This window comes from Magnetospirillum fulvum MGU-K5 (assembly GCF_000442515.1).
Classification (GTDB): domain Bacteria; phylum Pseudomonadota; class Alphaproteobacteria; order Rhodospirillales; family Magnetospirillaceae; genus Phaeospirillum; species Phaeospirillum fulvum_B.
Window position 1 is genome coordinate 1 of the sequence record NZ_AQPH01000024.1, and the last position, 25,192, is coordinate 25,192.

A 25,192-nucleotide genomic window follows, 5' to 3' on the forward strand; every position below is an offset into this window, starting at 1 on the left:
GGGAATAGCCGAGGATCGAACTGCGTCACCGATGCGCCGTTCGATCAGTGAGTGGGGGTCCCGCACTGACCATGATCGGTCAGCACCTCGATCACGCGGCATTTGGCGATCGTCGCGTGCGAACACCCCGCGATCATCCGCTCAAGTTCGGTTTGGAGCGCTTTGAGGCGTTCGATACGCTCCACCACGTCCTGAAGCCGCTGCCGGGCGATCGAATCCGCCGGAGAGCAGGATTGCCCCGGATTGTCCTGAAGATCGAGCAAGGTGCGGATCGCACCGATATCGAACCCTAACTCGCGGGCGTGACGGATAAAGGTCAGTCGGCGCAGCCGGGATTCGTCATAGACCCGCCGGTTGCCCTCGGTGCGCGGCGGTTCGGGCAACAGCCCCATCTGTTCGTAATAGCGGATCGTCGGGACCTTGATCCCGCTGACGCGCGCCGCTTCGCCGATCGAAACTCCGGACATTTTCCCGCTTGCTCCTCTAGCGACTAGAGACTGTAGCCTTGTTGAGAATGACAAGCAAGGACACCACGATGACCTCGGTTCCGAAGACACGTTTCCGCCTTGAAGGGGTCGATTGCCCTTCATGTGCGGCCAAGATCGACACTGCCGCACGACGGATTCCGGGCGTAACCGAGGTGATGGTCTCGGTCACCACTCAGACCTTATCGGTAACCCATGCTCCCGATACCGACCTTGACGCGTTGATCAGACAAATCAACAGCCTGGGCTTCCGGGCGACGCGCCACACCCCTACCCCAATCCCGTTAAGCGCCATCTCCCGTCACCAGCCCGAACCGTGCTGCGGCGGACATCACCACGACCATAACCATGATCATGATCACGCCCATAACCATGACCATGGCGGCAGAGAGGACGCGGTGGTAACGACGGAGCACGATCACGGCCCCAGCGACGGTCCGTGGTGGCAGTCGCCCAAGGCCCGGTTGACCATCGCCAGCGGCGTAGCGCTGGTGACAGCCTATGGGGTTGGGTTGGTGCTGCCGCATTACGCGGTCTGGGCCTTTCTGCTCGCCATCGCGGTCGGGATCGTCCCGATCTCCTGGCGGGCGTTGGCGTCGGCCCGCGCCGGCAGCCCATTTTCGATCGAGATGCTGATGACGATTGCCGCCATCGGCGCGATCGTCATCGGGGCGACCGAGGAAGCCGCCGTGGTCTTGTTCCTGTTCCTGGTCGGCGAAGTGCTGGAAGGCGTCGCGGCTCAGCGCGCCCGAAGCGGCATCCAGGGTCTGGCCGCGCTGGTGCCCAAGACCGCCCGGCTGGAAACCAACGACGGACTCAAGGAAGTAGCGGCGGATAGCCTGACCGTCGGCGTGATTGTTGTTGTCCGCCCCGGCGACCGCATCCCCGCCGATGGCGAGATCGTCCAGGGCGACAGCGCGATCGATGAAGCCCCCGTCACCGGCGAAAGCGTGCCGAAGACCAAGCGGACCGGCGATACGGTTTTCGCTGGGACGGTCAATGGCGACGGCGTGTTGCGGGTCCGCGTCACTGCCGCCGCCGCCGACAACACCATTGCCCGCATCGTCCAGTTGGTCGAAGAGGCCCAGGAGAGCAAGGCCCCGACCGAGCGTTTCATCGACCGCTTTGCACGCTGGTACACGCCTGGGATCGTCGTCGTCGCCGCCCTGGTTGCCATACTTCCGCCGCTGGCCTGGGGTGCGGATTGGGCCGCCTGGACTTATAAAGCCCTGGCGATCCTGCTGATCGGCTGCCCCTGCGCCCTGGTCATCTCGACCCCCGCCGCGATTGCCGCCGGTTTGTCGGCAGGAGCGCGGCGCGGCCTGCTGATGAAAGGCGGAGCCGTGCTGGAGACGGTCGGCCGGATTACCGCCATCGCTTTCGACAAGACCGGAACGCTGACCACGGGCAAGCCGACCGTTACCGACGTGATCGGGTTCGGAACTGAGAGTCCGGCGACGGTGCTGACCCTGGCCGCTGCGCTGGAAACCGGATCGAGCCATCCGCTCGCCCGGGCCATCCTTGCCGAAGCGAACGCCCAGGCGCTGGGGAGCTTGGCCTGTGACAATCAGGCGGCGGTGCCGGGACAAGGCGTGACCGGAACAATCGGCGGCGATCAGATCTTTCTCGGCTCGGCCTCGTCCGCAGCAGACCGCGCCAGGATCGGCGAGGCCGAACAGGCTTTGATCGCGGCACGCAGCGCCGAGGGGAAATCGGTGGCAGTGCTGGTCCGCAACGAAGAAGCGATCGGACTGGTCGCGATGCGCGACGAACCCCGCGCCGATGCCAGACGCGGCCTTGATGCGCTCAAGGCGGCCGGGGTGGCGCCGGTGATGCTGACCGGCGACAATCGCGCCACCGCCGAGGCCGTGGCCGCGCTGCTGGGCATCACCCCACGCGCCGATCTCCTTCCCCGCGACAAGCAGGAGATTATCCGCGACATGCAGAGCCGGGGGGAAATCGTCGCCAAGGTCGGGGACGGTATCAACGACGCCCCTGCCCTCGCCGCCGCTGATATTGGAATCGCAATGGGTGGCGGCACCGATGTCGCGCTTGAAACCGCCGACGCCGCGATCTTGCACGGAAGGGTGATGGACATCGCCGACATGGTGTCCCTGTCGCGCCGGGTCATGGGCAACATCCGTCAGAACATCACCATCGCGCTTGGCCTCAAAGCCGGGTTCCTGGTGACGACGCTTCTGGGCATCACCGGATTGTGGCCCGCGATTCTGGCCGATACCGGTGCGACCGTGCTGGTCACGGCGAATGCGATGCGGCTGTTGCGGTGGCGGGGATCGGCGGTGTGACCGCACCGGGGGCACACCGCCCCTTAGGATAGGTCGATCGGCCGGAGCCCCATTGATCTGGGCGTCCCCACGCCATACCTTATGATATAGGAGTCATATCGACGACCGGCTGCGGGACTGGGGGGGAGGCATCATCAGGTGAGCGCCACGACAACACCGGCACAGCCGGTCTCTCCCCCTGGGTTACGCGGTCAGACGGGGCTTCGCCGTCTCGGCATGATGCGCCTGCTCGACACTTGCCCGTTGGGCATCGTGATCTGCGACCGCGACAACCGTATCCTCTACGCCAATCAGGCGATTGGAGTCCTGATGGGGATCGACCGGGTAACGCTGGCCGGTGGCTTGTTGCGCAACCTGTTCAAACGCACCGAGATGCATGACCGGCTGTTCAGCGCCGCCTTGCAGATGGAGCCGGTCCGCGATTGCGTCGCCGCGATCCGCAGCCTGCACCGCCCGGCCCTGTGGACCGAGATCACCATTGAATCGACGATTTTCAACGATGTCGATGCTCTCCTGGTGTGGGTGAAGGACATCACCGCGCAACGGGTGTCCGAAGAGGGCCTGGAGCGGGTGTTCAGCGCAGTGCCGCAACCCTTTTTCCTGATCAATACCGACAGCGGTGCGATCATCCGCGCCAGCCGCCGCGCCAACGAATTGTTCATGGTCGGCCGTTCAAAAGACGGCCAGCGAATGGACGACATTGTCGGGCGAAAGGACTGGACCGCCTTTTTGTCCGAACTGCGCGAAGGCGGCTATGTCGAGCATTTTGAGATCGATCTGCGCACGGCCTATGGCGAGGTCCTCCCCGCCGCTCTGTCCGGACAGGCGGTAAATTGGGAGGAAGAACGCTGCGTTCTGGTCGGGATCACCGACTTGAGCGAAACCCGCAAGGCCGACGAGATTTTGCACCGCTTTTTCGACGCCGCCCCCTTGGCGATGATCCTGGCCCGCCTGCCGGGCGGCGAGATGATCCGGGCCAACCGCCGGGCCTCGGAATTGTTTTATTCCGACAGCAAGGAATCCATGACCCTGGAGGGGTTTATGGGTCCGGCGGCCAGTTCCACTTTTCTCGACAATCTGGGCAGCGGCGGCTTCGTCGAGGGTTTCGTGACCTTGCTCGACACTGATTACGGCGAACGCTTCTGGGCGCTGGTGTCGGGTCAGATGGTCGAGATCGACGGCCAGCGTTGCGTCCTGGTCGGAGTGATCGACATCACCGACCGCAAGCGGACCGAAGCAGAGCTTCTCGACGCCAAGGAGATTGCCGAAAAAGCCACCCAGGCGAAGTCGATGTTCCTGGCCGTGATGAGCCACGAAATCCGCACCCCGATGAACGGCATTCAAGGGATGCTGGAGATGCTGTCGTTGACCTCGCTCGACGAGGATCAGACCGACATGGTTCAGATCGTACGCAAATCATCGACCACCTTGTTGACCATTATCAACGACATCCTGGATTTCTCGAAGATCGAGTCCGGCAAGATGGAGCTGGAGCGGGTCGAGGTGAACCTCCGCGATCTGGTCGAAAGCGCAGTCGAGATCGTCGCACCGCAGACACGGGAAAAAGGCATCGAACTCGCTTGGTGCGCCGCTCCCGACCTGCCTGTCTACTGGACCGGCGATCCGGTGCGGCTGCGGCAGATTCTGCTCAACCTGCTGGGCAATGCGATCAAATTCACCAAGCGGGGCGCGGTGGTTGTCCGCGTTGCTGTCCCCACCGGCCCGGACAGCGCCTTCGCCCGCTTCGAGATCGTCGATACCGGGATCGGCCTCAGCGACGAACAGGTTGCGCGCCTGTTCCAACCCTTTACCCAGGCCGACGCCTCGACCACCCGCCAGTTCGGCGGCACCGGCCTTGGCCTGTCGATCTGCCATCGGTTGGTGTCGCTGATGGGGGGCGCGATCGGCGTGACCAGCGTTCCCGGAGTGGGGTCGACGTTCTGGTTCACGCTGCCGCTGGAGCAAGGAACGATCCCCGACGCCCCCCGCCAGAGTCTGGACGGTCAGCGCATCCTGGTGCTCGACGATTTGCCCGAAAGCCGCGACCATATGGCGGGGATTCTGATCCATCATGGTGCCGAAGTGATCGCCTGTGCCGATACCGATTCCGCCCTCGCTGCCCTCGCCACTCCGGTCTCGCTGGCGATCCTCGACGAGCCGTTGCGGACGCCCACGCTGGTCGAGCGCCTGGGCCAAAGCCCGGTCCTGCGCGCCCTGTCGAGCGAACCGCCGCCCGGAACCGAGGGGGGCGTGCTGATCAAACCCGCGCGCGAAGCGATCGTGCTGCGGCAGGTCCATCAGGCGCTCAATCTGGAAAGTCCCGGCGAAAAGGCCGCTGCCCCGCTCTCGCCGCAACCGCTGGCACCGCCGAGCCGCGACGAGGCCCACGCCTCGGGCCGTCTGATCCTGGTGGCCGAGGACAACCCGACCAACCGTCTGGTGATCGCCCGCCAGCTCACCCGGCTCGGGTATGCCTTCGATATGGCCGAGGACGGCGAAGCGGCCTGGGACGCGCTGGCTTCGACCAGTTTCGATCTGCTGCTGACCGATTGCGCGATGCCGCGCCTGGATGGCTATGATCTGGCGCGGCGGATTCGGGCCAGCGAAACCGACCGGCACCTGCCGATCATCGCCCTGACCGCCAACGCGATGGAAGAGGATGCGCAACGCTGCCTGTCCGCCGGAATGGATGCTTATCTGTCCAAGCCGGTCGCCCTTGATCGCCTGGCCGAACTGATCGAAACCTATCTGCCGAAAAAGGCACGCCCCCCCGCCCCCACCGCCCGAGGCCGCCCCGCTGCCGCCGCCCTCGCCCGCTCCGATCGATCTTGCCGCTTTGACCGAGATTCTAGGCGAAGCCGATCCCGACCTGTTCGCGGAAATCCTGACCTTCTTTGTCGAAGCCTTCGGTGAATTGAGCGACCGGCTGAACGCCGCCATCACCACCCGCGACCGTGCCGCTCTGCGCGCGACCGCCCACGCCGCCAAGGGGGCCGCCCGCAACGCGGCCAGCCCCAAGCTGGCCGAGTGCCTCGCCACGTTGGAAGCCACGGCGGAAAAGGAAAAATGGCCGACCCTGGCGAAAAAGGTCAAGGCCGTCGAGGCGGCCTTTGCCGAGGTGCGGGCCTTCGTCGCCGCCGGGCAGTTCGTCGCCGATTCCACGGGGGACCCATGATCTCTGATCGCGGATTTCGGCATGACCAAGCCAGATCGAAATCAGCCCTTGTCCCGGTCACCCGACAGCAGGGAGATTCGATACAAATCGAGCAGGGATTTCGACGCGGTCTTGCTCATGATCGCGGCGCGATGATTTTCAACCGTGCGGCGGCTGATCCCCATCTCATGGGCGATGATCTTGTTGGATAGGCCGGTCAGCATCAGCCCCAGCACCTGTCGTTCCCGGGGGGTCAAAGCGGCGAAGCAGCGGGCGGCTTCGGCACGGCGGGCGCTTTCGGCGGCGACATCGCGCCCCAGTTCCAGGGCACGCCCGACGGCGGCCAGCATTTCCTCAGGATCGATCGGTTTGGTGATGAAGTCCTCGGCCCCCGCTTTCATCGCCGCCACCGCCATCGGCACATCGCCATGTCCGGTCATCACGATGGCGGGGATCGGGTTGCCCTGGTCGCGAAGATGGCGGAGCATCTCCAATCCGCCCATCCCCGGCATCACCGCATCGACGACCAGGCATCCCGCCCCCCGGGGCTGATCGCTCCGCAGAAAGGTCTCGGCATTGGGATAGAGCAGGACGTCGCGATCGTCCTCGGACAACAAAGCGGCGATCGCCTTGCACACAAACGGATCGTCATCGATGACATGCACGGTCGACGTCACCGCCCGTCCCTCCGCCGGAGGGAAACGGCACACCGAACGCGCCAGCAACGTTCCCGCCGCACGCAGGATTTCGCTGGTCGTCGCGGGCTTGAACAGGTGGATGCAATCCGGTTCGGCGACGATCTGGCGCAAGCTGTCGGTTGAAATGTCGCCCGTCAACAAGATCGCGGGCAACGTCGCCGCGACCGATCGCAATTGCGCCAGCACGTCGAGTCCGGTCAACCCGCCCGGCAGGGTGTAATCGGTCACCACCAGATCAAGCGGGGTGCGGGCCAGGGCCAGGGCTTGGTCCGCGTTCCAGACCCGGATCACCGCGCAACCCTCGGCCGCGAACAGATGCTCCAGCATCGACCCGACCGACGAATCGTCTTCGACCAGCAGAACGCTGCGGTGATGGAACTGAACGGCGGGGAGATCATCGGCAACCGGATCGGATGCGGAAACCTCCGTCTCGACCTCGCCCCGGGGCAGCTCGATCCAGAACACCGACCCCTTGCCAGGGCGCGAGCGGACCCCGATCGGATGCCCCAGCAAAGCCGCCTGCCGTTTGACGATCGCCAGCCCCAGACCAAGCCCCTGGCTCCGCTTGCGCCGAGGATTATCGACCTGATGGAATTCCTCGAAGATCGAATCGAGCTGGTCCTCGGGGATACCGATTCCGTTATCCCACACCTCGATCCGCACCCGGTCGCCCCGACGGCGGCAGCCGAGCAAAACCCGGCCGTCATGGGTGTATTTAAATGCGTTTGACAGCAGATTGCGTAGAATCTGTTCCAGCAGCTTGGGATCGCTTCGCACGATCAGCCCGCTTTCGACCAGATGCAGGACGTTATTGGCGGCCCCGGCCTGAAACGCGAAATCCTGTGCCAGCCGTCCAAGCAGCGAAGCAACCGACAGGCCGACCGGATGGTACGAGATGATCCCGGCATCGAGCAGATTGATGTCAAGCAAGGTGTTGAGCATCGTCGACATCCCCCCCAGCGCCTTATCCTGCTCGGCTAGCAGAGCGCGGATCTGGGGATCGTCGGTCTTGCGCGCCATCACCCAACTGATCAGATACAACGTCTGCAACGGCTGACGCAGATCATGACTGGCGGCGGCAAGAAATCGTGATTTGGCGGCGGTTGCCCGCTCGGCATCCTCGACGGCGCGGCGCAGCGCATCATGGGCGCGTTTGCGTTCGGTGATGTCGAGGAGAGCGATGATGCTGCCCCCTCCGCCCGACGTGATCCGGCCTTCGAGTTGGACGACGCAATCGTCGGGACGAGCGCCCCCACGCCGCAACGCCACTTCGCAGCATCCGACGCCTTCATCCGCGAAGAGATTGCCCAGGAAGCCACGGAACGCCGCCATCGAATCGTCGGCGATAAAGGCCGCCAGCCGCAAGGCACCGGTCGGACCGGGAACCAGCCCCAGCAAAGCGGCGGCAGCATGATTGACCCGGCTGATCTGTCCGTCACGATCCAACGTCAGATAGGGAACGGGGGAAAGCTCGTAAAGCTCGGTAAACTGGGCCAAACTGGCTTCGGCAAAGCAGGATGCCTCGCGCAGCGCCTCGTTCTGAAGTTCCAGTTCGATGCGATGAACGCGAAGCTCATGGACCAGCCGCGCAGGACTGTCCGCGATTGATCCGGTCTCGCCCCCCCCTGCACCGAGTTTCTGCTCGGCCTGTTGACGAAGAGACAGAGCGTCTTGCGACGGTTTCGACTCAGCATTCATGGCCGCCCATCCAGTCGGGTTGTACGGCCCATGCCCCCCAGGCACCGCGCAAATTTACACCCGTTCGATAGACGGCGGGGAGGGTCGGAAATTACTCAGGCCTCTCCCCTCTGAGCTCTTTCACCTCGTCTTCCAACCGCTTGATCTCGGAGATATCGACGAAGGTAATCACCACACCGTCGATCACATTGTCATGGGTCCGATACGGCATGATCCGTACTTTGACCCAGCCTCCCCCCTGGGTCGGAACCCGCGTCTCGATGAAGATCAGGGTGCGCAGAACCTCGCGCGCGTCATTGGGCAAGGCCGGGTAGAATAGATCGGTCGCGATGTCGGACAAAGGCCGCCCGACATCGCCGGGGATCAGTTTGAACAATTGGGTGGCGTGCGGGGTGAAGCGGCGAACCTGCATATCGTTGTCGAGGAACACCGTCGCGATCTCGGTGCTGTTCAACAGGTTGTTCATATCGTTGTTAACGGACAGCAGATCACCGACCTTTGAATGCAGTTCGGCATTGATGCTGTGAAGTTCCTCGTTCATCGACTGCATTTCCTCCTTCGAGGTGGTCAATTCCTCGTTGGCGGATTGCAGTTCCTCGTTGGTGGCCTGCTGCTCCTCATTGGCCGACTTCAACTCCTCCAGCGAGGCCTGCATCTCGGCCCGGGTCTCGTCCAGATCGGCACGTGTGCGGACCAGTTCGGCGACCAGGGCATCTTTGGCCTGCGCCCGCGCCGCCTTGCGCGATGTCTTGGGCGGCATTCCCACATGATCGACATCGGTAAAAACGATCAACGCCATATCAAAGGTCGCTTCGTGGCGATCAACCCGCTGGATCGTGACGGTAATCGTCTGGGTGCTGTTTTCCGATTTGATGCTGAGGCCACTGAGGATAACCGGACCATCCTGGCGCAGGGCGCGCTTGAGTGCGGTGATCAGAGGTTGGTGCAGTCCATCGCGGGCCATCGCATGAATATTGAGATTGGCCTTGCCGACCGCCGGTTCGAGATATTTCCCGGTGCGTCCGCTGATATAGAGAATGTCGCCGTCGCCATCGACCAGCACCGCCGCAGGACAATAGCGGGCCAGCAACAGCCGCTCCATCAGGGCCTGCAACGGTTCCGGTCCGTGTTTCGCCCCCGGTTCCTCGGCCTGATGCGACCGGATGGGAAAAGCGCGGGCCGGAAAGCCGATTTCGCCCCGCAAGACCGGATGATCGACCCGCCGGAACAAGCGGGACTTCGGGTCGACCGGCGTAAACAAACTGGTAAAGCCGCCAATCGCCTCGGCACTGCCCAGAATCAGCGCGCCATCGGGATTGAGAGAGAAATGAAACAGCGGCAACAACGTCTTCTGAAGCTCATTGCTGAAATAAATCAGCAGATTACGGCAGCTCAGAATATCGATCTTGGTAAAAGGCGGATCGGAAATGATGTTCTGTTCGGCGAACGTCACCATTTCGCGGATTTCGCTGGTGATGCGAAATCCGTTTTCCTCGGCAACGAAATAGCGCGCCAACCGCTCGGGTGAGACATCGGCGGCGATACTGTCGGGGAACATCCCCTGACGGGCGCGGACAATCGCCTCGGAATCGATATCGGTTGCATAGATCTGCAAGGCGACCCGCACCTTTGGCATGACGGTTTCCAGCACCTCGCGAAAAGCAATCGCCAGGGAATAGGCCTCTTCCCCGGTCGAACAGGCGGGAACCCACGCCCGGACCGGACGCTCCGACGACCACCCCGTCAGCATTGGCGTCAGGATCGTGAGCTTCAGCGATTCCCACACCGCCGGATCACGAAAAAAGCTGGTGACGCCGATCAGCAATTCCTTGAACAGCAGATCGATCTCGCCGGGATTGTCATGGAGATAGCTGACATATTCTGCCAGCGAGTTCAGGCGATGCAGAGCAACCCGCCGTTCGATCCGCCTAAACAGGGTCGTCGATTTGTATAAGGTGAAATCGTTATGAGACCGTTGGCTTAACAAGGTGATGATCGCGGTCAGGTTCTCACGGGTTTCCAGCGCCTTTATTACCTTGTCCGCATCGACCAACGGCACATGGTTGTGACAGGCGACGATTTCCTCGACCATCTCATCGGCAGGAACGACGATATCGACGAGTCCAGCGGCAATCGCCGATTGCGGCATACTGTCGAAAGCGGCTTCCGTCGGCTTTTGCGCCAGGGTAAGGCCGCCAACCTCCTTGATCGCGCGCAGCCCCTGGGTGCCATCCGACCCCATCCCCGACAACACGATGCCCACCGCGTTCTCGCGCCGGTCTTGCGCCAGGGCACGGAAGAAATGATCAATCGGCAGACGCGGCGCATGCGGCGTCGCCAGCGGAAGCAGACGGAGCAAGCCCTTCTCGATCGACAGGTCGCGGTTGGGAGGGATCACCTGGACCACGTTCGGCCTCACCGCCAAGCCGTCAGTGATCTCGCACACATTCAGCGGCGTTACCCGTTGCAGCAGCGAGACGATGGCGCTGGACTGATCGGGATCGAGATGCTGAACGACGACAAAGGACATCCCGCTTTGGACCGGGACCGAACCAAGAAGCCGCTCCAGCGCCTCCAGTCCCCCGGCGGACGCGCCGATGCCGACGACGGCAAAGGCAGCGGGCGTCCCCGCTGCCGCGTCTGTCGACTGGGAAACGGGATCGGTCATGTCGGCTCCTCCGAGGACTCGACGCGGCTCGTACAGGGAATCGCCGCCCAAAGCGGCAACGCTGCGCGACCGAGACGGCCGTCAATTAAACAGATACGCCAGATCACGTTAGTCTAAGCAAAACAGAAAAGCGACCCGGCCTGTACCAATAATTTCATTCTACCCCGAGAGGGCGGTGCCGATTATTTTTCAACTTAAATCCGTCACCCTTTCAGCATCAAAAAACAAAAATATGACCAAAGGTGACGAAAACACCTTCTGGGCATGTGACACCAGAGCGGAGAGAGGGATTCCTTATCCCTTCTTTGTTCCACTCTTGTGGACCAATCGTTCGATCGTCGCCAGCAAATCGGCATTATCGAACGGCTTGGACAGAACGGCATCGGCTTTTGTCTTTGCCAGCATCAGCGCCTTGTCCGACGGCATCTGGCTGCCGCCTCCGGAAATCGCCACGATGGGGGGACGGTTGGCCTGGGCTTCCAGGAACATAATCACCTCGATCCCGTCGATGGTCGGCATCAGAATATCGGTAATCACCAGATCGAACCGCCGACCGCTGCGCAGAATCTCCAACCCGGTCGAACCGTCATCGGCTTCGGTCACGGTATGACCGCCATGTTTCAGCACGGCGGTCAGAGCCAGCCGCACGCCCTTCATATCTTCGATCAACAAGATATTTGCCACGTCAGATCTCCCCATCGCTGACAAAGTCGTGGAGCTTTGGAATGTAGAGGGTAAAGGTGGCACCCTGACCGACGGCGCTGGTGACCTCGACCGCGCCCGCCCAACTCTGGACGATGCCATGCACCACCGACAGACCGAGCCCGGTGCCCTCGCCGACCGGCTTGGTCGTGAAGAACGGCTCGAAGATTCGCGACCGGATCGCCTCGGGCATCCCCGGGCCGGTATCGGCGATCGCCAGAACGAAAAAGCGGCCGGGCTCGACCCCCAGCGCGTGAGAGACCTCGACCGACAGGTCGCTTTCGCTGAGCGAGACCGTCAATCGCCCCTGCCCGCCCATCGCATAAACCGCATTCACCGCCAGATTGGTCATGATCTGGGTCAACTCGACCGCATTGACCCGGGCATATCCTGCGGCACTCGGCTCGATCTCGGCGACCAGACCGACCCCCGAGGGCAGGACGCCATGCAAGAAGCCCAGGGTACTCTGCATCTCGGCGACGAAATCGACGACGCTCAGCACCGCGCCCTCCTTGCGGGCAAAGCGGAGAATCTGGCGGACGATCTCCCGCCCCTGGCGGGTGTAGTCGAGCACGCAGGTGAAATAGGCGTGCATCTCTTCCAACTCGTCCTCGGTCGGCGGACCGGGATGGATGAAGCCGAGCGACAAGTCGACCAGACTGAGAATCGGCTGGAGCAGGTTGTTCAGTTCATGGGCCACCCCTCCGGCCAACTCGCCCAGCGCGACCAGCTTCTCCCGCTGGCGTTCGACCGCCTCGCGCCGCGACAGATCGGTGATGTCCTGTGCCACCCCGATCACCCGGTTGACCCGACCGTCCCACCCTTCCACCAACCGGCATGAGCCGCGCAAAATCCGCAGCCCGCTGGTTTCGCCCGGCACCCGGAAGGTATAGCTGGGCGACAGATCGCCGGTCAGAACCCGGGCGACTTCGCCCCGAAAAGCGGCGCGGTCGTCTTCGTGCAGGCGGCTGAGGAACTGTTCCTTTGTCACCGCCCGCTCGTCGGGCAACCCCAGCAACCAGGCCATCTGTTCGGACAAAGTGATGACGTCGTCATCGACGGTCCAATCCCAACTGCCCAATCCGGCGATCCGTTGGGCTTCGGCGAGATGGACACGACTGCGGCTGATTTCCTCCAGACGCTGGCTGCGCAGCGTCACATCGCGGATGATCACCCCAAACGACGCCGCCGCCAGAGGATCATCCCAGCAAGCCAGAAACGCCTCCATCGGGAATTCCTGGCCGTTTTTGCGTTGCCCGTGCAGCAGGCGCGGCGAGCCGTCACGCATCGTCGCATCCTTGGACAAACTGCCCGCCTCGGCGGTGCGATGACGATCCGACAGAAGACAGGAGATCGGCTGACCGGCAACCTCCTGCGGCTTGTAGCCGAACATCTCTTCGGCGGCGCGGTTCCAGGCGATGATCCGGGTCTCGCTATCGGCCGCGACCACCGCGTTGGCGGTAACGTTCAGTAAGGCCGCCAATTGCAGGTTGGTGCTGCGCAGCGCCCGTTCGGAATGATAGCCGCGATCGACCTGATCGTAGAGATCGCCCAGCGCGGCCCGAACGTCGAGTTCGTGCATCGCCTGGGCGGCCAATTCGTTCAGGATCGTCACACCGCGCGCATCAAGCTGCTGCGGCTCCAAATCGAGGGCGCACAGCGTCCCCAGGGCATAACCGTCACTGGTGACCAACGGAACCCCGGCATAGAAGCGTAGGAACGGTTCCCCGGTCACCAGGGAATTGTCGGCGAAGCGCGGGTCGGCCTTGGCATCGGGAACGACGAAGATTCCCTCACCGCGGATGGCGTGGTCGCAAAAGGCGATGCAGCGCGGAGTCTCGCGCACCTTCAGCCCCAGCGCCGCCTTGAACCACTGACGGTCGGTATCGACCAGAGAAATCAAGGCGATCGGCACATCAAGCAACAAAGCCGCCAATTTGACGATGCGGTCGAACGCCGGCTCGGCCTCGGTATCGAGAATGCGATAGCGATGCAACGCGGCGATCCGCCCCGCCTCCCCCTGGGGAGGCACGGATGGGCAGTCCTTAGCGATCGAGAGATCTCTCAACACAGATACCCTCCGCGTCAACCATCCTTATCGGATAATTCTAATACAACTTTTTCTCCCAAATCGTTAAGTTATGCCTTGTCATCAATCAACGATGCCCCCAGATGCCCTTCTGCGGCCCAATTCACGGGCAGGGAACCAGGATAGCCGATAGCCTTCAATAGAAAAACTAAACATCACATTACATCCAAATACAGACCGATTAAACAGGAAACGAGACGACGAACACAAACAAAAAGGTGCCAAAATGTTCTTCAACTCACTCAAATTAAAGAACAAAATTTTTACGGGTTTTGGCATCATCGTCGCCATTTCTGCGGCAGTTACAATTTTTTCACTTTTCCAGCTCGACTCAATCGAAGAAAATACTATTACAATGGGCAGAACGAGTACGAATGCCCAAACCGCCGCCCGTATCAATCATCTGATTGAACGGTCACGGATTTCGCGCATTCTTTTTGTCAGAGAAGGACTTGAAAGCGCTTCGGCTGATTTTACCAGCGCGATCGCGGATGCGATCAAAGGGCTTGCGACGCTGGCCGATAACACTCTCGACGACAACAGACGCAAGGTCTACCTCCTGGCACGAGAGGAACTTATCGCGCATGGCGAGAAATTCTCTCAGGTCATAGCCGGGGCTGCCGCGGAAAAAGAGCATCGCGCCGCGATGCGAAAAAGCGGCGAGATGATGACCCAGCTCAGCGCCAAACTGAGCGCAGCCGCGATTGCGATCCACGACCCGGCGGTAACCCAGGCGGCGGTAGCGTTCGACAGCGGCATCATCCTGGTGCGGATGGCAACCTGGCGCTACCTCTCGACCAAAGAGGCTGCCGATGTCGTCGGGTTCCGGGAGAATGTCGAGAAAGCGCGGGGCAGCCTTGCTGCCCTCGACAAAATCACCAATGGGGCTCTGCGCGGCCAGACCGAACAGGTTGCCGCCATTTTGAGTGACTATGCCGCCAAGTTCGAGCTTCTGGCGATGGATGTCGCAACGATAAATCGGCTCTTCGTCGAAATGCGCGAACAGGCCCTGTCGATCGAACAGCGGATGGAAACCGCCGAAAAGACCGTGATCGACCGATTCAATATGGTCCAGGCCCAAAATCTGGAGAAGGTTTCAACCTCGCTCCACGTTCAGAGCATCCTGGCCGTCATCGAAATTCTGCTGGGGCTAGGCCTTGCCATCCTGATCGGCCGCGCCATCATCGGGCCGGTCCTGGCGATGACCGAAGCGATGAAACGTCTGGCCGCCGGATCGGTCGATGTCACCATTCCCTGCCGGGGGCAAGCCGACGAACTGGGCGATATGGCCGCCGCCGTCGAGGTGTTCCGCCGCAACGCGATCGAGAAGACCAGGTTGGAGCAAGAGGCGGTGCGCGCGACAGCGGCGCGAACCCGGCGTCAGGAGGAAATCGACCAGTTGGTCCGCCAATTCGGCGTCAGTCTGGGCGGTGTTTTTAATTCAGTCTCTTCGGTCTCGAACGATATGGCCAATACGTCTTCGCGGCTGGAGCATTCCTCCAACGACGCAGGCAGTCAGGTCAATCTGGTCAAAAACGAAATCGACCTGACCGCATCGACAATCCAGACCGTCGCCGCCGCCTCGCAGCAACTTGCCTCGTCGATTGACGAGATCGGGCGTCAGGCCACCACCTCGTCGAACATGTCGGGCGATGCGATGGAGAAGTCAAAGGTCGTCGTCGCCGCCTTCTCCGAACTCAGCCAGGCGGCCGAGCAGATTGGCACCGTCGTCGAGTTGATCAACAATATCGCTAGTCAGACCAACCTTCTCGCCCTCAATGCCACCATCGAGGCGGCTCGGGCGGGCGAAGCGGGCAAGGGATTCGCCGTCGTCGCAGGCGAGGTCAAAAACCTCGCCAACCAAACCGCGCGCGCCACCGGCGATATCGGCAGCCAGATCGCGGCAATCCAGTCGGCGACGGCTCGCACCGCCGAAGCCATTCACAGCATCTCGGACAGTGTGTTGAGCGTCAACGATGTGGCTGGGGCGATTGCCTCGGCCGTCACCCAGCAAAGCGCCGCCACCCAGGAAATCGCCCGCAGCGTCGAACAGGTTTCCGGCAGCACCTTCACGGTGATCGCATCAATCACCCAGGTCAACGAATCGATCCAGAGCAATCTGGACAACGCCATCGCCGTCAACAAGACCTCGCTGCGTCTGTCCAGCGATGCCAAATCGCTAAGTGAAGAGGTAAAGGACTTTCTATCCGCGCTGCAAAACCTCAGCGAGGATCAGAGCCTGTCTTATTGTCAGGTCAATCAGTCGGCCACGGCCACCGCCGAAAGCGGCACGAAAATCGTCGGCCGGGTCAGCAAGATGTCGATCGGCACCGTCGAATTCATCGGTTCGCTAACCGCCGCGGTCGGAGCCCGCTTCGATCTGGTGATCGACGGCTTCGACCGGACGATCCCTACCCGCTACGTCGAAGGCAGCAAGGACATCCACACCCTGCAATTGCCACTGAACCACGAACACCTGACCTATATGGGCCAAGCCTTAAAGAGGTTCCAGGCGCGTAAGGCCTCGGCATAGGGACCACACTCCTGGCCGGACAGGCGCGGGAGTGTCGTTTCCTAACGATCATCGTTCAGTTTGCTCTGTTGGCGGCGACGGCCAAGCGGGGCGATGGTCGCAACCTCGTCAACGAGGCCTCCCCCTCCTACGCAGGCAAGCGCATTTCCTGGGCAATACCGTTGTCGCCGACCGGCACGAATCCTTGGCGCAGATACAGCCGCCGCGCCGGATTGTTCAGGTCCACCGACAGGCTGATGCTGGTGCGGGATGCCTTGGCCTGCTGCTTGACCGCATCCAGCAGCGCCGAACCCAACCCGCTGCCGCGACATTGGGGCAGCAGGGCGATGTCCACCACGCGGATATCACCGGGGCTGGGGTAAAGGATCACTCTGCCGATGGCGGTGCCCTGCCGGGTCACCACCAGATTGACGGCATTGGGATAGACGTTGGCGTAATGGCGGTTTTGCATTCGTGACTGACCGGCCAGGAAGTCGCGCAGGGCCGATTCCGACCAGCCCATCACGGCGAATTCGGGAGCGCGCACGGAAAAGAACAGTTCCCGCATGAACATTTCGTCCTCATCCCGGCGCGGGCGAAGGGCGATACCGCATTCCTGCCAGCTTTGCGGCAAGGCAAGGTCGATGAAGGGAATGTTCAGAGGCAGCACGGGCAGTCCTTTGGAATAAGCCAAACAACCATGGATGAGGAGCCTTGCGGCCCCCCACCCATGGAAGCGTCCGGGATCAATTATAGGACGGGAAGATGCCGTTCCAGCAGATGCAAACGACCATGCACAGATAGGGCTGGAGATTGTTGTGCGGATCGACCCCACCGGAGGAGTTCCCGCAGGCCGGATCGATGGTCTGTGCCGAGAACTGGGTATCGGCGGTCGAGTTCGGCAAATAGGGCTTCGCATACTTGTAATGCGTCGCATCCTTGAGCAGGCCGAGTTGAGACAACCAGGACGAACCCGCGACCGGCGCCGCCAGGGCGTTGGCCTGAACGTTCGATCCTGTCGTCAACACCATGGCGTTGAGCGCGTGACTGTGCGGCGCCAGATACGCCGTGCTACTCAACGTTTCGGTGGACGTGCCGTACGTCTTCGCCATGACACGGGGAGTCAGGTTGGGGCCGCTCCCCATGCCGATCATGGCCCTGCCCTGAAAATTGGGCAGACCGAAGGTCAGGTTCTGGGCGCTGCCGCCATAGGTGGTGCCGAGCAAGGCATAAAGCGCCTGATACTGCCTGGCATTGACGATCTGCCCGAAGCAGGGGAGCCAGTTTTCGGGGACGAAGCTAAACGCGAAGGAACGAATTTCGCCGACAAAGGCATCCATGATGTTTTGCTCCTTCCGTTAGTTGGACCGCTGCGGGTACAGCCCCTGCCAGCAGATGACGAAGTTCACGGTAGCGCAGGGCATGACGTTGTTGTGGCCCTGACCTCCGCCGACGTTGCCCACGGATTCATTGTCCAACGTTACAGCGGTGCTGCTCGTGCCCAAGCCGTCCTTCAGGTATCCAAGCGCCGGCGACGTGGTGTTGGCGAAGGCGACACCCTGGGAAACGGTCGCGGTGTTCGCGTCGACGTTCAAGGTGTTGAAGGTATGGTTATGCGGGGGCAGGTTCTGAGGGGTAACGATTGCCTGCTCCGAACCGAAAGTTTGCGCGATGCCACGGTTCGTCAGGTTCGTGCCGTGCCCTTGTCCCACGGGCAAGCGGCCCCGCAGATCGGGCAGGGCAAAAGTGGTGATCCCATCGCCCCCATAGGTAGTGCCGATCAAGGAGTAAAGCATCTGATACTGGCTGATATTCAACACCGCGCCGTCGCACAACAGCCAATCCAGCGGCGGCTTGCCGTTCGGGATCGCCAGCATCCGGATTTCACCAATGAAATAATCACTCATCGTCAATCTCCAACAGATGTCGTTACGCCATCGGCTCGCTCAGTTGCGGGGCGGATAGATGCCGGAACGGGCGATGCAGTAATTGAGAACCAGTGATGGCTGCATATTGGGATGCCCATCCGCGGAGCCGGTCACGCCGATCGTGCCGGAATTGAGCTTGGTTTTTGGAGAACTGACCTGATTGGTGAAGATGGCGGGCGCCTGCGGAACGGGTGTGGTCGGCGAAACCGTGGCGATGGTGACGCCCGCGCCAATAGCGGTGACGGTCCCCGCGCTCGCGGCCGCCATAAAGTCATGCTGATGCTGGGGAATCTGCGCCTGGGTCAGAGGCACCGTTTCGCTGCCTCCTGCCTTGCCACGTTGGTAGGTGGCGTCGCTCATGGACGTGCCGACAATGGTCCGGCCCCGCAGATCGGGCAGGGCAAAAGTGTTCTTCCCATCGCCCCCATAGGTGGTCCCGAGCAAGGAATACAATGCTTGGTTGCCAGAAATCTGCAGAATGCTGCCATCACACAACAGCCAATCCTGGGGATTCCAGGACATTGAGAAAAGACGGATTTCTCCGAGGAACCAATCTCCCATAACAGACCTCCGCATCGAGGTTGCAGATCGACATGAAGACGATTAAGGCGAGAGAGACGCGTCAATCATCTACCTAAAGTGTGCCACAGTGCGGAGTTTGATGAAATAAGGTTGTTCGATTATTTAACTAAAATACCGAATATCGGTTCGCGCATTGATTTAGCGGCCGCAACAAAAAGCGTTCTTTCTCTTCAGTCGAGGGAGATCGTGCCTTGAAGAACCGGCGTTTCCGAGGAAATCCGCCGGGGAGCGCTTTTCACGGTATTGTCCGTTTCTTGTAATGGTCCAACAATCGTGGACACAGGTCGCTCAGGCGGCGCTCCAGGTCTTCGTCGTGCGGCTTGTCGCGAAAACGGGCATCAACCTCTTTTCCCCGAACGTTGCCGAAGACCATTTCCATCGATTGGTACAGGTCTGGCAGGTCTTCGAGCAGAGCGGCGAAAAATTCGTCGTGACGGCGGGTATATGTGTAATGCCCTTCATCGACCGCCCAGCCAAGCGCGTTGACCGTGTCGATGATTTGCGGCGAGCGGGCGACGAAATCCTCGTAATGGATGACGGCGTCGAAATTAGCGCGATCGGCGAAGATTTGATCCAGCAGGACGAATTTCTCGTCCATCAGACCCGAATAGTTACGGTAGGTCTTGCTGCTCAGGCTCTGGTAATTGTCGCGCGGATCGCGCAACAGCAGGATGGTGCGGTCGGGGCGGAACCGTTCCATGTGTACGGCGGCCGGATAGGCGGTGGTGATCACCGCCTTGACCACCATATCCTTGGTCAGCGTGCGGCCGATGCGCGGCGCGGCAAAATTGTTGGGAATGTCCACCAGCGCCAGACAATCCGGGCGTTGGGCCAGGAACAGTGTGAAAGCGGTGGCGCCGCTGGATTGCATGCCGTGAACGAACAGGCGCATGGCCGGAATCCGTTATGCCGCCTGGGCGGCGGTGGGCGATTTCAGCCAATCCTCGCGGATTTCCGCGCTGATGAACACATAGCGCCGGGTGTGCGGGGTCGGATGACGGATGCTGACGCCATGCACGGCGTTGATGCCCTGCGGGAAGATCACCATCTGGTTGGCGCGGTAGGGAATGGTCTTCACCATTTCGACCGTGTCGGCGGGCAGGTTGTAGCATTCGATGTTGGCGTGCGGCTCGCCCTTCCACCGGAACAGCTCAAGATCGCCGCCGACGGCATCGTCTTCGGGGCTGCGCAGGTAGTAAAGACAGGTGAACAGCCGGTTCGGGGTGTCCAGGTGGGCACCGCGCGACGAACTGGGACCCTTGGTGACCGGCGTGTTGATCTCGGTTCGGGCATCCTGGAGGATGCGGCATTCCTCGAAGCTGTGCTCCATGATGCGCCCCATGGAATGGCCGAGCAGCGATCCGCCCAAAGCCTGCTTCAGCGCCTCGGGCCAATAATCCTGGAATAAAGCCACCACCTGCTCGAAAAAGGACGGCGAGCTGTGCAGCGTCGCGAAGTCCCTCCACACCTCGGGGGTGTCGTCGAACCGGTTCATTATCGATGCCGATAACTGGTAGCGGGAATTGCTGGGCGGCGGCCCGCCATGTTCCCAACCGATCCTGGAGAACGGCGGAAAGCTGTCACTCAGCGCCCGTGCGGTGTCGGCGTCCAGGACGTTGGGAACGAAGACATGGGGATACGGGTCCAACTGAATGTCGGCCGCCGTGATGCCATCCAGCAGGGATGTGACTTTCATGCTCTCCCCCTCTTAAGCGGAGATATGGACGACAGTATGTCTAAACACATGCCATCGGTATGGATACCACTTCAGGTTTATATGTCCAATTAAATTTCACAATAAAGACGCAGCAGACAGGCTGTGCACCCGCAAGAGACGGCAAAGCAATCGCGCCCTGGTGGAACCAGGGCGCGATCTGACAGAGAGGCGGGACTCAGCGGAAGCGGCTGGCGCTGTCGATCTCCAGATCAAGGCGGCCAAGGGCGGCGTCGAGTTGGGAATTCAGGGCCTGGCGCTTCTCGGTAGGGGCCTGACGCAATTGGCGCAGCAGGCTCTCGGCCTCGATCAGGGTCGCGTTGGTGGTAACCGACGGTGTCATGGCGGCGCGGGCGCGCAGAGTTTCCAGCCGGGCCGATTGCACGGCGATGTCGGCGGAGTCCAAGGACCTCGACTGGGCCAGGGCGGGCGTTGCCGCCAGCAGGGCCAGCAGAGCGAGGGAAGCAAGTGTGTTGGGTTTGCGCATGGTTACATTCCCCATTCACGGATCAGGATGGCGGCAACACTTTGAAAGACGTGACCAAGCAAGGATCGCTGGATTCCAGCGATGTGGACTTTTCCGCGCAACGGCACAGTGACCGAACTGACGCCGTCCAGGGTCAATCGTACCCGATAGACGGCAGTGTCGGGTATCAGCGCCTTGTCGGAGAAACGGGCGGGAATACTGCCGCCATAGGGCACGGCCAGGGACGGTTCGGTCAGGGTGGATACCGCGACACGATCAATGGCGGCAACGCGGGCGGTGATTCGGGCGGCCCGGCTTTCGGGAATGAACGCCGCCTCGTCTCCGACCGAGAGGTAGGGCAAGTCGGTTTCCGCCACATAGGCTTCGACCAAGGCCCCTGCGCTGACGCTCAACAGCGGGTCGTGCGGGCTGATCCATTGCCCCGGTTGCAGTGCCGGTGACAGGTCGCCGACACTGCCTGTCATCGGAGCGACCAACTCCAGCCGCCGCTGGTCGGCCCGCAATGCTGCCTGCTCGGCGATGACGCCTTCAAGTTCCTCGGCGATGGCCTTGGCCCGGCTGCGGAAGGCGTCTTCGAAACCGATCGATGACAATTCGTATTTCAACACGCTGATGCGGCGGGCGGTCATCGACAGCCGGAGGTCGATGTCGGAATTGTCCAGTTGGGCGACGGCGGTGCCACCCGTCACCGTCTGGCCCTCCTCCACCAGAATTGCCGCCAGCCGGGCCGGAGACGGCGTGTAGACCTGGGCATGGCGCTCGGCCTTCAGCATCGCCGGAGCCGATACGCGGCCGTTCCACGGGACCGCCACCACCAGCACCGCCACCACCAGCAGGGCCAGCGGCCAGCGGCTGCGAGGCCGGGTCCGGATGACCTTGTACCGCTTACCCCATTCAGCGAATTCCATCCAGAACGGCCTCAGCACGAACCACCCCATCTCGACGGCGAACAGCAGGATGCCGACCACTTTGATAAAGAAATGATAGACCAGGACGGCGATGCCCAGGAACAACAGCAGCCGGTATATCCACACCGCCCAGGCAAAGGCGATCATCCAGCCGCGCGTCCACGGTGACAGCACCTCGGGGACCGGCTCGCCCAGATCGAACAGCACTTCGCGCAGATGCCAGCGCGCCAGGGCAAAGCTGCGCGGGTGCAGATTGGGCTGGTTCAGCGCGTCCATCGCCAGGAAGTAGCCGTCGAAACGCATAAACGGCGACAGGTTGATCACCAGCGAACTGATCCAGGTGGTGGTGGCCAGGATGAAGGCCATCTCCCGCGCGGAGCCCTCGGGCAGCAGGCCCCAGGCCAGGGTGGCCCAGGCAGCGATCGCCAGTTCCGACAGGATGCCCGCGCCCCCCACCCATCAGTCGCCGTCGCCGCTCGTTCAGGGTCCATGCCTCGTTCACGTCGGTGTACAGCACCGGCATCATCACCAGAAAGGCGATGCCCATCGTCGGCACCCGCAGACCATAGGATTTGGCGGTCAGGGCATGGCCCAATTCGTGGACGATCTTGGCGAACCCGAGGGCGATGCCGAACGCCACCAGACCGGTGGCGGACAAATTATCGACGAAGGTGGTGCTGAACCTGTCCCACTGCCGGACCACGAAGAACAAGCCGAGCACCAGCGCCGCCAGGGTGGCCCAGCGAAAGGCGGCGCCGCCCAGCCAGCGCACATAGGGCAACAGGGCGTCCAGCATCTGGTTGGGCCGGACCAAGGGAACCCGGAAGAACAGGTAATGGTGCAGCAGCCACGTGGCCCACGACGTCTTGCTGGCATCATGCAGCTTGATCAGGCGATCGACGTCCGTGCCGGTCTGGGCCTTCAGCAACTGGCTGCGCGCCATGAACTCGACCACGTCCATCACGTCGTCGATCTCGAGATGCAGGGTGGTTTCCCGGCAGACTGCCGCCGCCACCGCCTGCGGGTCCTTCAGGTGCCAGCGGCTCAGGATTTCGAAGGCCGGCCAGGGCAGACGAAAATAGCGATTGGCCAGCGGGTCGTGCAGGGTCCAGGTCGGCGCACCGTCATCGGCGGCCGGACCCGGCAGGACAGACAGTTCGTCGCGCAGAGTGGGCAGAGCCAGCGCGGCCATGGTCAGAAGCCCAGGAACTGACGGGCGATCGACAGCGGACGGCGGAACAACCACCACACCAGCGGCACGGTGTCGCCGTCGATCCGTGCGGTTCCTTTCAGCCCCAGACGGGGCTTGGCGGTGCCGTCATCCAGGGTGGCGCGGACGCGGTGGGCGACGGTGGCGTCGGGGCGGGCCGAGGCCTCGTAGGCGATGGATCGCACCCTGGCCTTCAGCGGCGACAACGGCGCGGTGTTGAGGAACAGGGTCAGCGGACCGCCGATCTGCACTTCTCCCACATCGGCCACCGACACCCAGGCCTCGATTTCGGTATCGGTTTCGTCGGCGACGTCCATCACCTTCTGGCCGACCGTGACCGGGCGGCCGATCCAGTCGGACGAATCATCGAACACCGCGATACCCGCGCGCGGTGCCTTGACCGCGATGCGCGCCAACTGGCTTTCCAGCAACCGAACCTCGGCGGCCTTTTCCTCGGCCTTGCCCGACAAGATGGCCACCTGAGCCTTGGCCTTGGCGTCGAACACCATGGCCTGGGCGGCCTGACGGAATTCGGCCTCGGCCGTAGCCAGTTGCTGGCGCGTCACGTCCAGGCGGCCCGACAGGGTGGTGGCGTCCAGCGCGAACAGCGGCTGCCCCTCGTTCACATGATCATTGGGCCGCACCGCCAGGGTATCGATCACTCCATCCAGCGGCGCGCGCACCACCACCGGATGGGCGGCGACGCTGTCGGCCGGGGCCAGGACCGAGCCGGTCACCGGGAACAGCGCGGCCATCACCATGGCGGCGACAGCCATCCACGCCTTGCGCCCGCGTGGCAACCGCAGGCGCAGCCGCTTGGGCGTCCAGGCCCGCAACGACAGGCCGGTCAGCAGGGCCAGCCGCTCCAGCAAGGCGAAATCCTGGGGGGTGAAGGCCTCTTCGCGCACGAACAGCAGCAGTCCGTCATCGACGGGCAGCACCAATCCATGTTCCGGCAACCAGTCGGCCCAGGGTTCGGCCAAGGCGGCAGGAAGGTCAGCGGCGGTCAGCATACGGGCGGGGCTACCGGCCAGATGCTGGAACAACTTGCTCAACCACAGCAGATAAGGGGACCCGTGTTCGACGGTGGCCGCACCCGATAGCGCCTCCACGCCGCCTTCGGGCCGCCACAACGCCGCCTGACGGTAAGGCACCAGAGAATGGCCCAGATTGACGGCGGAAAACGCCGCCTCCACCGGCCGCTTGGCCTCCAGCAGGCGGTGCTCCAGCTCCAACCAGGCGTGAATCAGATCGTTCATCTCAGGTCCTCGGGCGCTGGACGTCGACTTTGACGCCAGCATAGGCTGGCGGGCGGTCGATGGGCCACCCCCCGCTATTGTCATTGCGGGGGGGTTAACAGGACCTTTCCGCTCATTCCGGCGCTGAGTTCGGGATAGTTTCCGCCGATGGCACCGGTGACCTTGACCGATTGGCTGACGGGGTCGATACGGGCTCCGACGCGGGTCATCTTGACGGGATATGTCTTTCCGGTTTCGTCGATGGCGACCTGGAACGTGTGGCCGGGTTTCAGCCAGACCAGCCATTTGCTGGGGATGACGAAATCCAGTTCCAGGACGGAATCGTCCAGAATGTCCAACAGGGCCTGGCCGGGCTGGACGAATTGCTGGGCGCGGACTTTCTGTTCAACCACGCGTCCGCTGAACGGGGCCTGGATCGTGCATTTTCCCAGGACGGCAGCGCTGGCGTTTTCCTTGGCGCGGGCCTTGTCGCGTTCAGCCAGGGCGACATCGCTTTCCAGCTTGCCGATGGTCTGGAGTTCCAGCAGACGGCTGTTGACGGCCGCAGTTTTGTCGGCGGCACCCAGGGCGGCACGGGCTTCGGCCAACTGCGCCCGCTGGATGGAACAGTCGAAGGCGATCAGGGTCTCACCCTTCCTGAACCGGTCCCCTTCGCGCACGGCGATCTTCTCCACCTTGGCGCCGATCTCGGCGGCCAGGGTGGTGAAGTCGTGCGGAGAAAGCTGGGCTCGCAATTCCTGAGCGTTGGCGGCGGTTAACTCGCAGGCCACCACCGCCACGGCCAAAAATCCC

21 protein-coding genes are annotated in these 25,192 nt (G+C 62.2%); 5 read left to right on the plus strand and 16 right to left on the minus strand.

Annotated features, from left to right (window positions below; translation table 11 throughout):
- Window positions 1-44: 44 nt before the first annotated feature.
- Window positions 45-467, minus strand: a complete 423-nt coding sequence (locus tag K678_RS08060; protein ID WP_021131966.1) for a MerR family transcriptional regulator — start codon at window positions 465-467, stop codon at window positions 45-47.
- 68 nt (window positions 468-535) lie between these two features.
- Here K678_RS08060 and K678_RS08065 point away from each other — a divergent pair, with 68 nt between their 5' ends.
- The 3 genes from K678_RS08065 (at window position 536) to K678_RS08075 (ending at window position 5,966) form a co-directional block, all read left to right on the plus strand.
- Entirely contained in the window at window positions 536-2,791 is a 2,256-nt protein-coding gene (locus K678_RS08065) for a heavy metal translocating P-type ATPase (RefSeq protein WP_021131967.1), read from the plus strand.
- Between the two features lie 138 nt (window positions 2,792-2,929).
- Window positions 2,930-5,704 carry an ATP-binding protein gene (locus K678_RS17680; RefSeq protein ID WP_155804499.1) on the plus strand — a complete coding sequence of 925 codons (2,775 nt, stop codon included), beginning with the start codon at window positions 2,930-2,932 and terminating at the stop codon, window positions 5,702-5,704.
- Window positions 5,628-5,966 (plus strand): Hpt domain-containing protein, encoded by a 339-nt coding sequence (locus tag K678_RS08075; RefSeq protein WP_021131969.1) that lies wholly within the window; start codon window positions 5,628-5,630, stop codon window positions 5,964-5,966. Before K678_RS17680 ends, K678_RS08075 begins: the two co-directional genes overlap by 77 nt.
- A gap of 41 nt (window positions 5,967-6,007) precedes the next feature.
- On the opposite strand, the gene K678_RS08080 is transcribed toward K678_RS08075, so the two are convergent.
- The 5 genes from K678_RS08080 to K678_RS19445 form a co-directional block, all read right to left on the minus strand.
- Window positions 6,008-8,341 (minus strand): response regulator, encoded by a 2,334-nt coding sequence (locus tag K678_RS08080; RefSeq protein ID WP_021131970.1) that lies wholly within the window; start codon window positions 8,339-8,341, stop codon window positions 6,008-6,010.
- Window positions 8,342-8,432: 91 nt separating this feature from the next.
- Window positions 8,433-11,009, minus strand: coding sequence for a chemotaxis protein CheB (locus K678_RS08085; RefSeq protein WP_021131971.1), 2,577 nt, complete (start codon window positions 11,007-11,009; stop codon window positions 8,433-8,435).
- 294 nt (window positions 11,010-11,303) lie between these two features.
- Complete coding sequence (locus K678_RS08090; RefSeq protein WP_021131972.1) at window positions 11,304-11,693, minus strand: response regulator; 390 nt, start codon at window positions 11,691-11,693, stop codon at window positions 11,304-11,306.
- Between the two features lies 1 nt (window position 11,694).
- Window positions 11,695-13,743, minus strand: coding sequence for an ATP-binding protein (locus K678_RS08095; protein WP_021131973.1), 2,049 nt, complete (start codon window positions 13,741-13,743; stop codon window positions 11,695-11,697).
- A 472-nt stretch (window positions 13,744-14,215) separates the two neighbouring features.
- The gene (locus K678_RS19445) at window positions 14,216-14,437 is read right to left on the minus strand and encodes a hypothetical protein (protein ID WP_231376227.1); all 222 of its coding nucleotides are present in this window, start codon (window positions 14,435-14,437) and stop codon (window positions 14,216-14,218) included.
- Window positions 14,438-14,446: 9 nt separating this feature from the next.
- Here K678_RS19445 and K678_RS08100 point away from each other — a divergent pair, with 9 nt between their 5' ends.
- A complete protein-coding gene (locus tag K678_RS08100; protein ID WP_231376228.1) occupies window positions 14,447-16,333 on the plus strand; it encodes a methyl-accepting chemotaxis protein in 1,887 nt (628 codons plus the stop codon).
- 127 nt (window positions 16,334-16,460) lie between these two features.
- Here the strand turns inward: K678_RS08100 and K678_RS08105 are convergent, their stop codons facing one another.
- From K678_RS08105 to K678_RS19015, 8 genes are all read right to left on the minus strand, one after another.
- The gene (locus K678_RS08105) at window positions 16,461-16,982 is read right to left on the minus strand and encodes a GNAT family N-acetyltransferase (protein ID WP_021131975.1); all 522 of its coding nucleotides are present in this window, start codon (window positions 16,980-16,982) and stop codon (window positions 16,461-16,463) included.
- A gap of 76 nt (window positions 16,983-17,058) precedes the next feature.
- Window positions 17,059-17,652 carry a phage tail protein gene (locus K678_RS08110; RefSeq protein WP_021131976.1) on the minus strand — a complete coding sequence of 198 codons (594 nt, stop codon included), beginning with the start codon at window positions 17,650-17,652 and terminating at the stop codon, window positions 17,059-17,061.
- 18 nt (window positions 17,653-17,670) lie between these two features.
- Window positions 17,671-18,219 carry a phage tail protein gene (locus tag K678_RS08115; RefSeq protein WP_021131977.1) on the minus strand — a complete coding sequence of 183 codons (549 nt, stop codon included), beginning with the start codon at window positions 18,217-18,219 and terminating at the stop codon, window positions 17,671-17,673.
- A 39-nt stretch (window positions 18,220-18,258) separates the two neighbouring features.
- Window positions 18,259-18,801 carry a phage tail protein gene (locus K678_RS08120; RefSeq protein WP_021131978.1) on the minus strand — a complete coding sequence of 181 codons (543 nt, stop codon included), beginning with the start codon at window positions 18,799-18,801 and terminating at the stop codon, window positions 18,259-18,261.
- 256 nt (window positions 18,802-19,057) lie between these two features.
- Window positions 19,058-19,714: a hypothetical protein gene (locus K678_RS08125; RefSeq protein ID WP_021131979.1), complete on the minus strand. Its 657-nt coding sequence runs from the start codon at window positions 19,712-19,714 to the stop codon at window positions 19,058-19,060.
- A 12-nt stretch (window positions 19,715-19,726) separates the two neighbouring features.
- Window positions 19,727-20,518, minus strand: coding sequence for a 2OG-Fe(II) oxygenase (locus K678_RS08130; protein ID WP_021131980.1), 792 nt, complete (start codon window positions 20,516-20,518; stop codon window positions 19,727-19,729).
- Window positions 20,519-20,714: 196 nt separating this feature from the next.
- On the minus strand, window positions 20,715-21,023 hold the full coding sequence (locus K678_RS08135; protein WP_021131981.1) for a hypothetical protein: 309 nt from the start codon (window positions 21,021-21,023) through the stop codon (window positions 20,715-20,717).
- A gap of 2 nt (window positions 21,024-21,025) precedes the next feature.
- Entirely contained in the window at window positions 21,026-22,387 is a 1,362-nt protein-coding gene (locus K678_RS19015) for an efflux RND transporter periplasmic adaptor subunit (protein WP_196802556.1), read from the minus strand.
- Window positions 22,388-22,517: 130 nt separating this feature from the next.
- Here K678_RS19015 and K678_RS19020 point away from each other — a divergent pair, with 130 nt between their 5' ends.
- Window positions 22,518-23,144, plus strand: coding sequence for a hypothetical protein (locus K678_RS19020; RefSeq protein WP_196802557.1), 627 nt, complete (start codon window positions 22,518-22,520; stop codon window positions 23,142-23,144).
- On the opposite strand, the gene K678_RS08145 is transcribed toward K678_RS19020, so the two are convergent.
- Both K678_RS08145 and K678_RS08150 read right to left on the minus strand, forming a co-directional pair.
- The gene (locus tag K678_RS08145; protein WP_021131982.1) at window positions 23,126-24,400 is read right to left on the minus strand and encodes an efflux RND transporter periplasmic adaptor subunit; all 1,275 of its coding nucleotides are present in this window, start codon (window positions 24,398-24,400) and stop codon (window positions 23,126-23,128) included. The two genes, K678_RS19020 and K678_RS08145, sit on opposite strands and share 19 nt — an antisense overlap.
- Before the next feature lie 80 nt (window positions 24,401-24,480).
- Window positions 24,481-25,179 carry an efflux RND transporter periplasmic adaptor subunit gene (locus K678_RS08150; RefSeq protein WP_231376229.1) on the minus strand — a complete coding sequence of 233 codons (699 nt, stop codon included), beginning with the start codon at window positions 25,177-25,179 and terminating at the stop codon, window positions 24,481-24,483.
- Window positions 25,180-25,192: the final 13 nt, after the last annotated feature.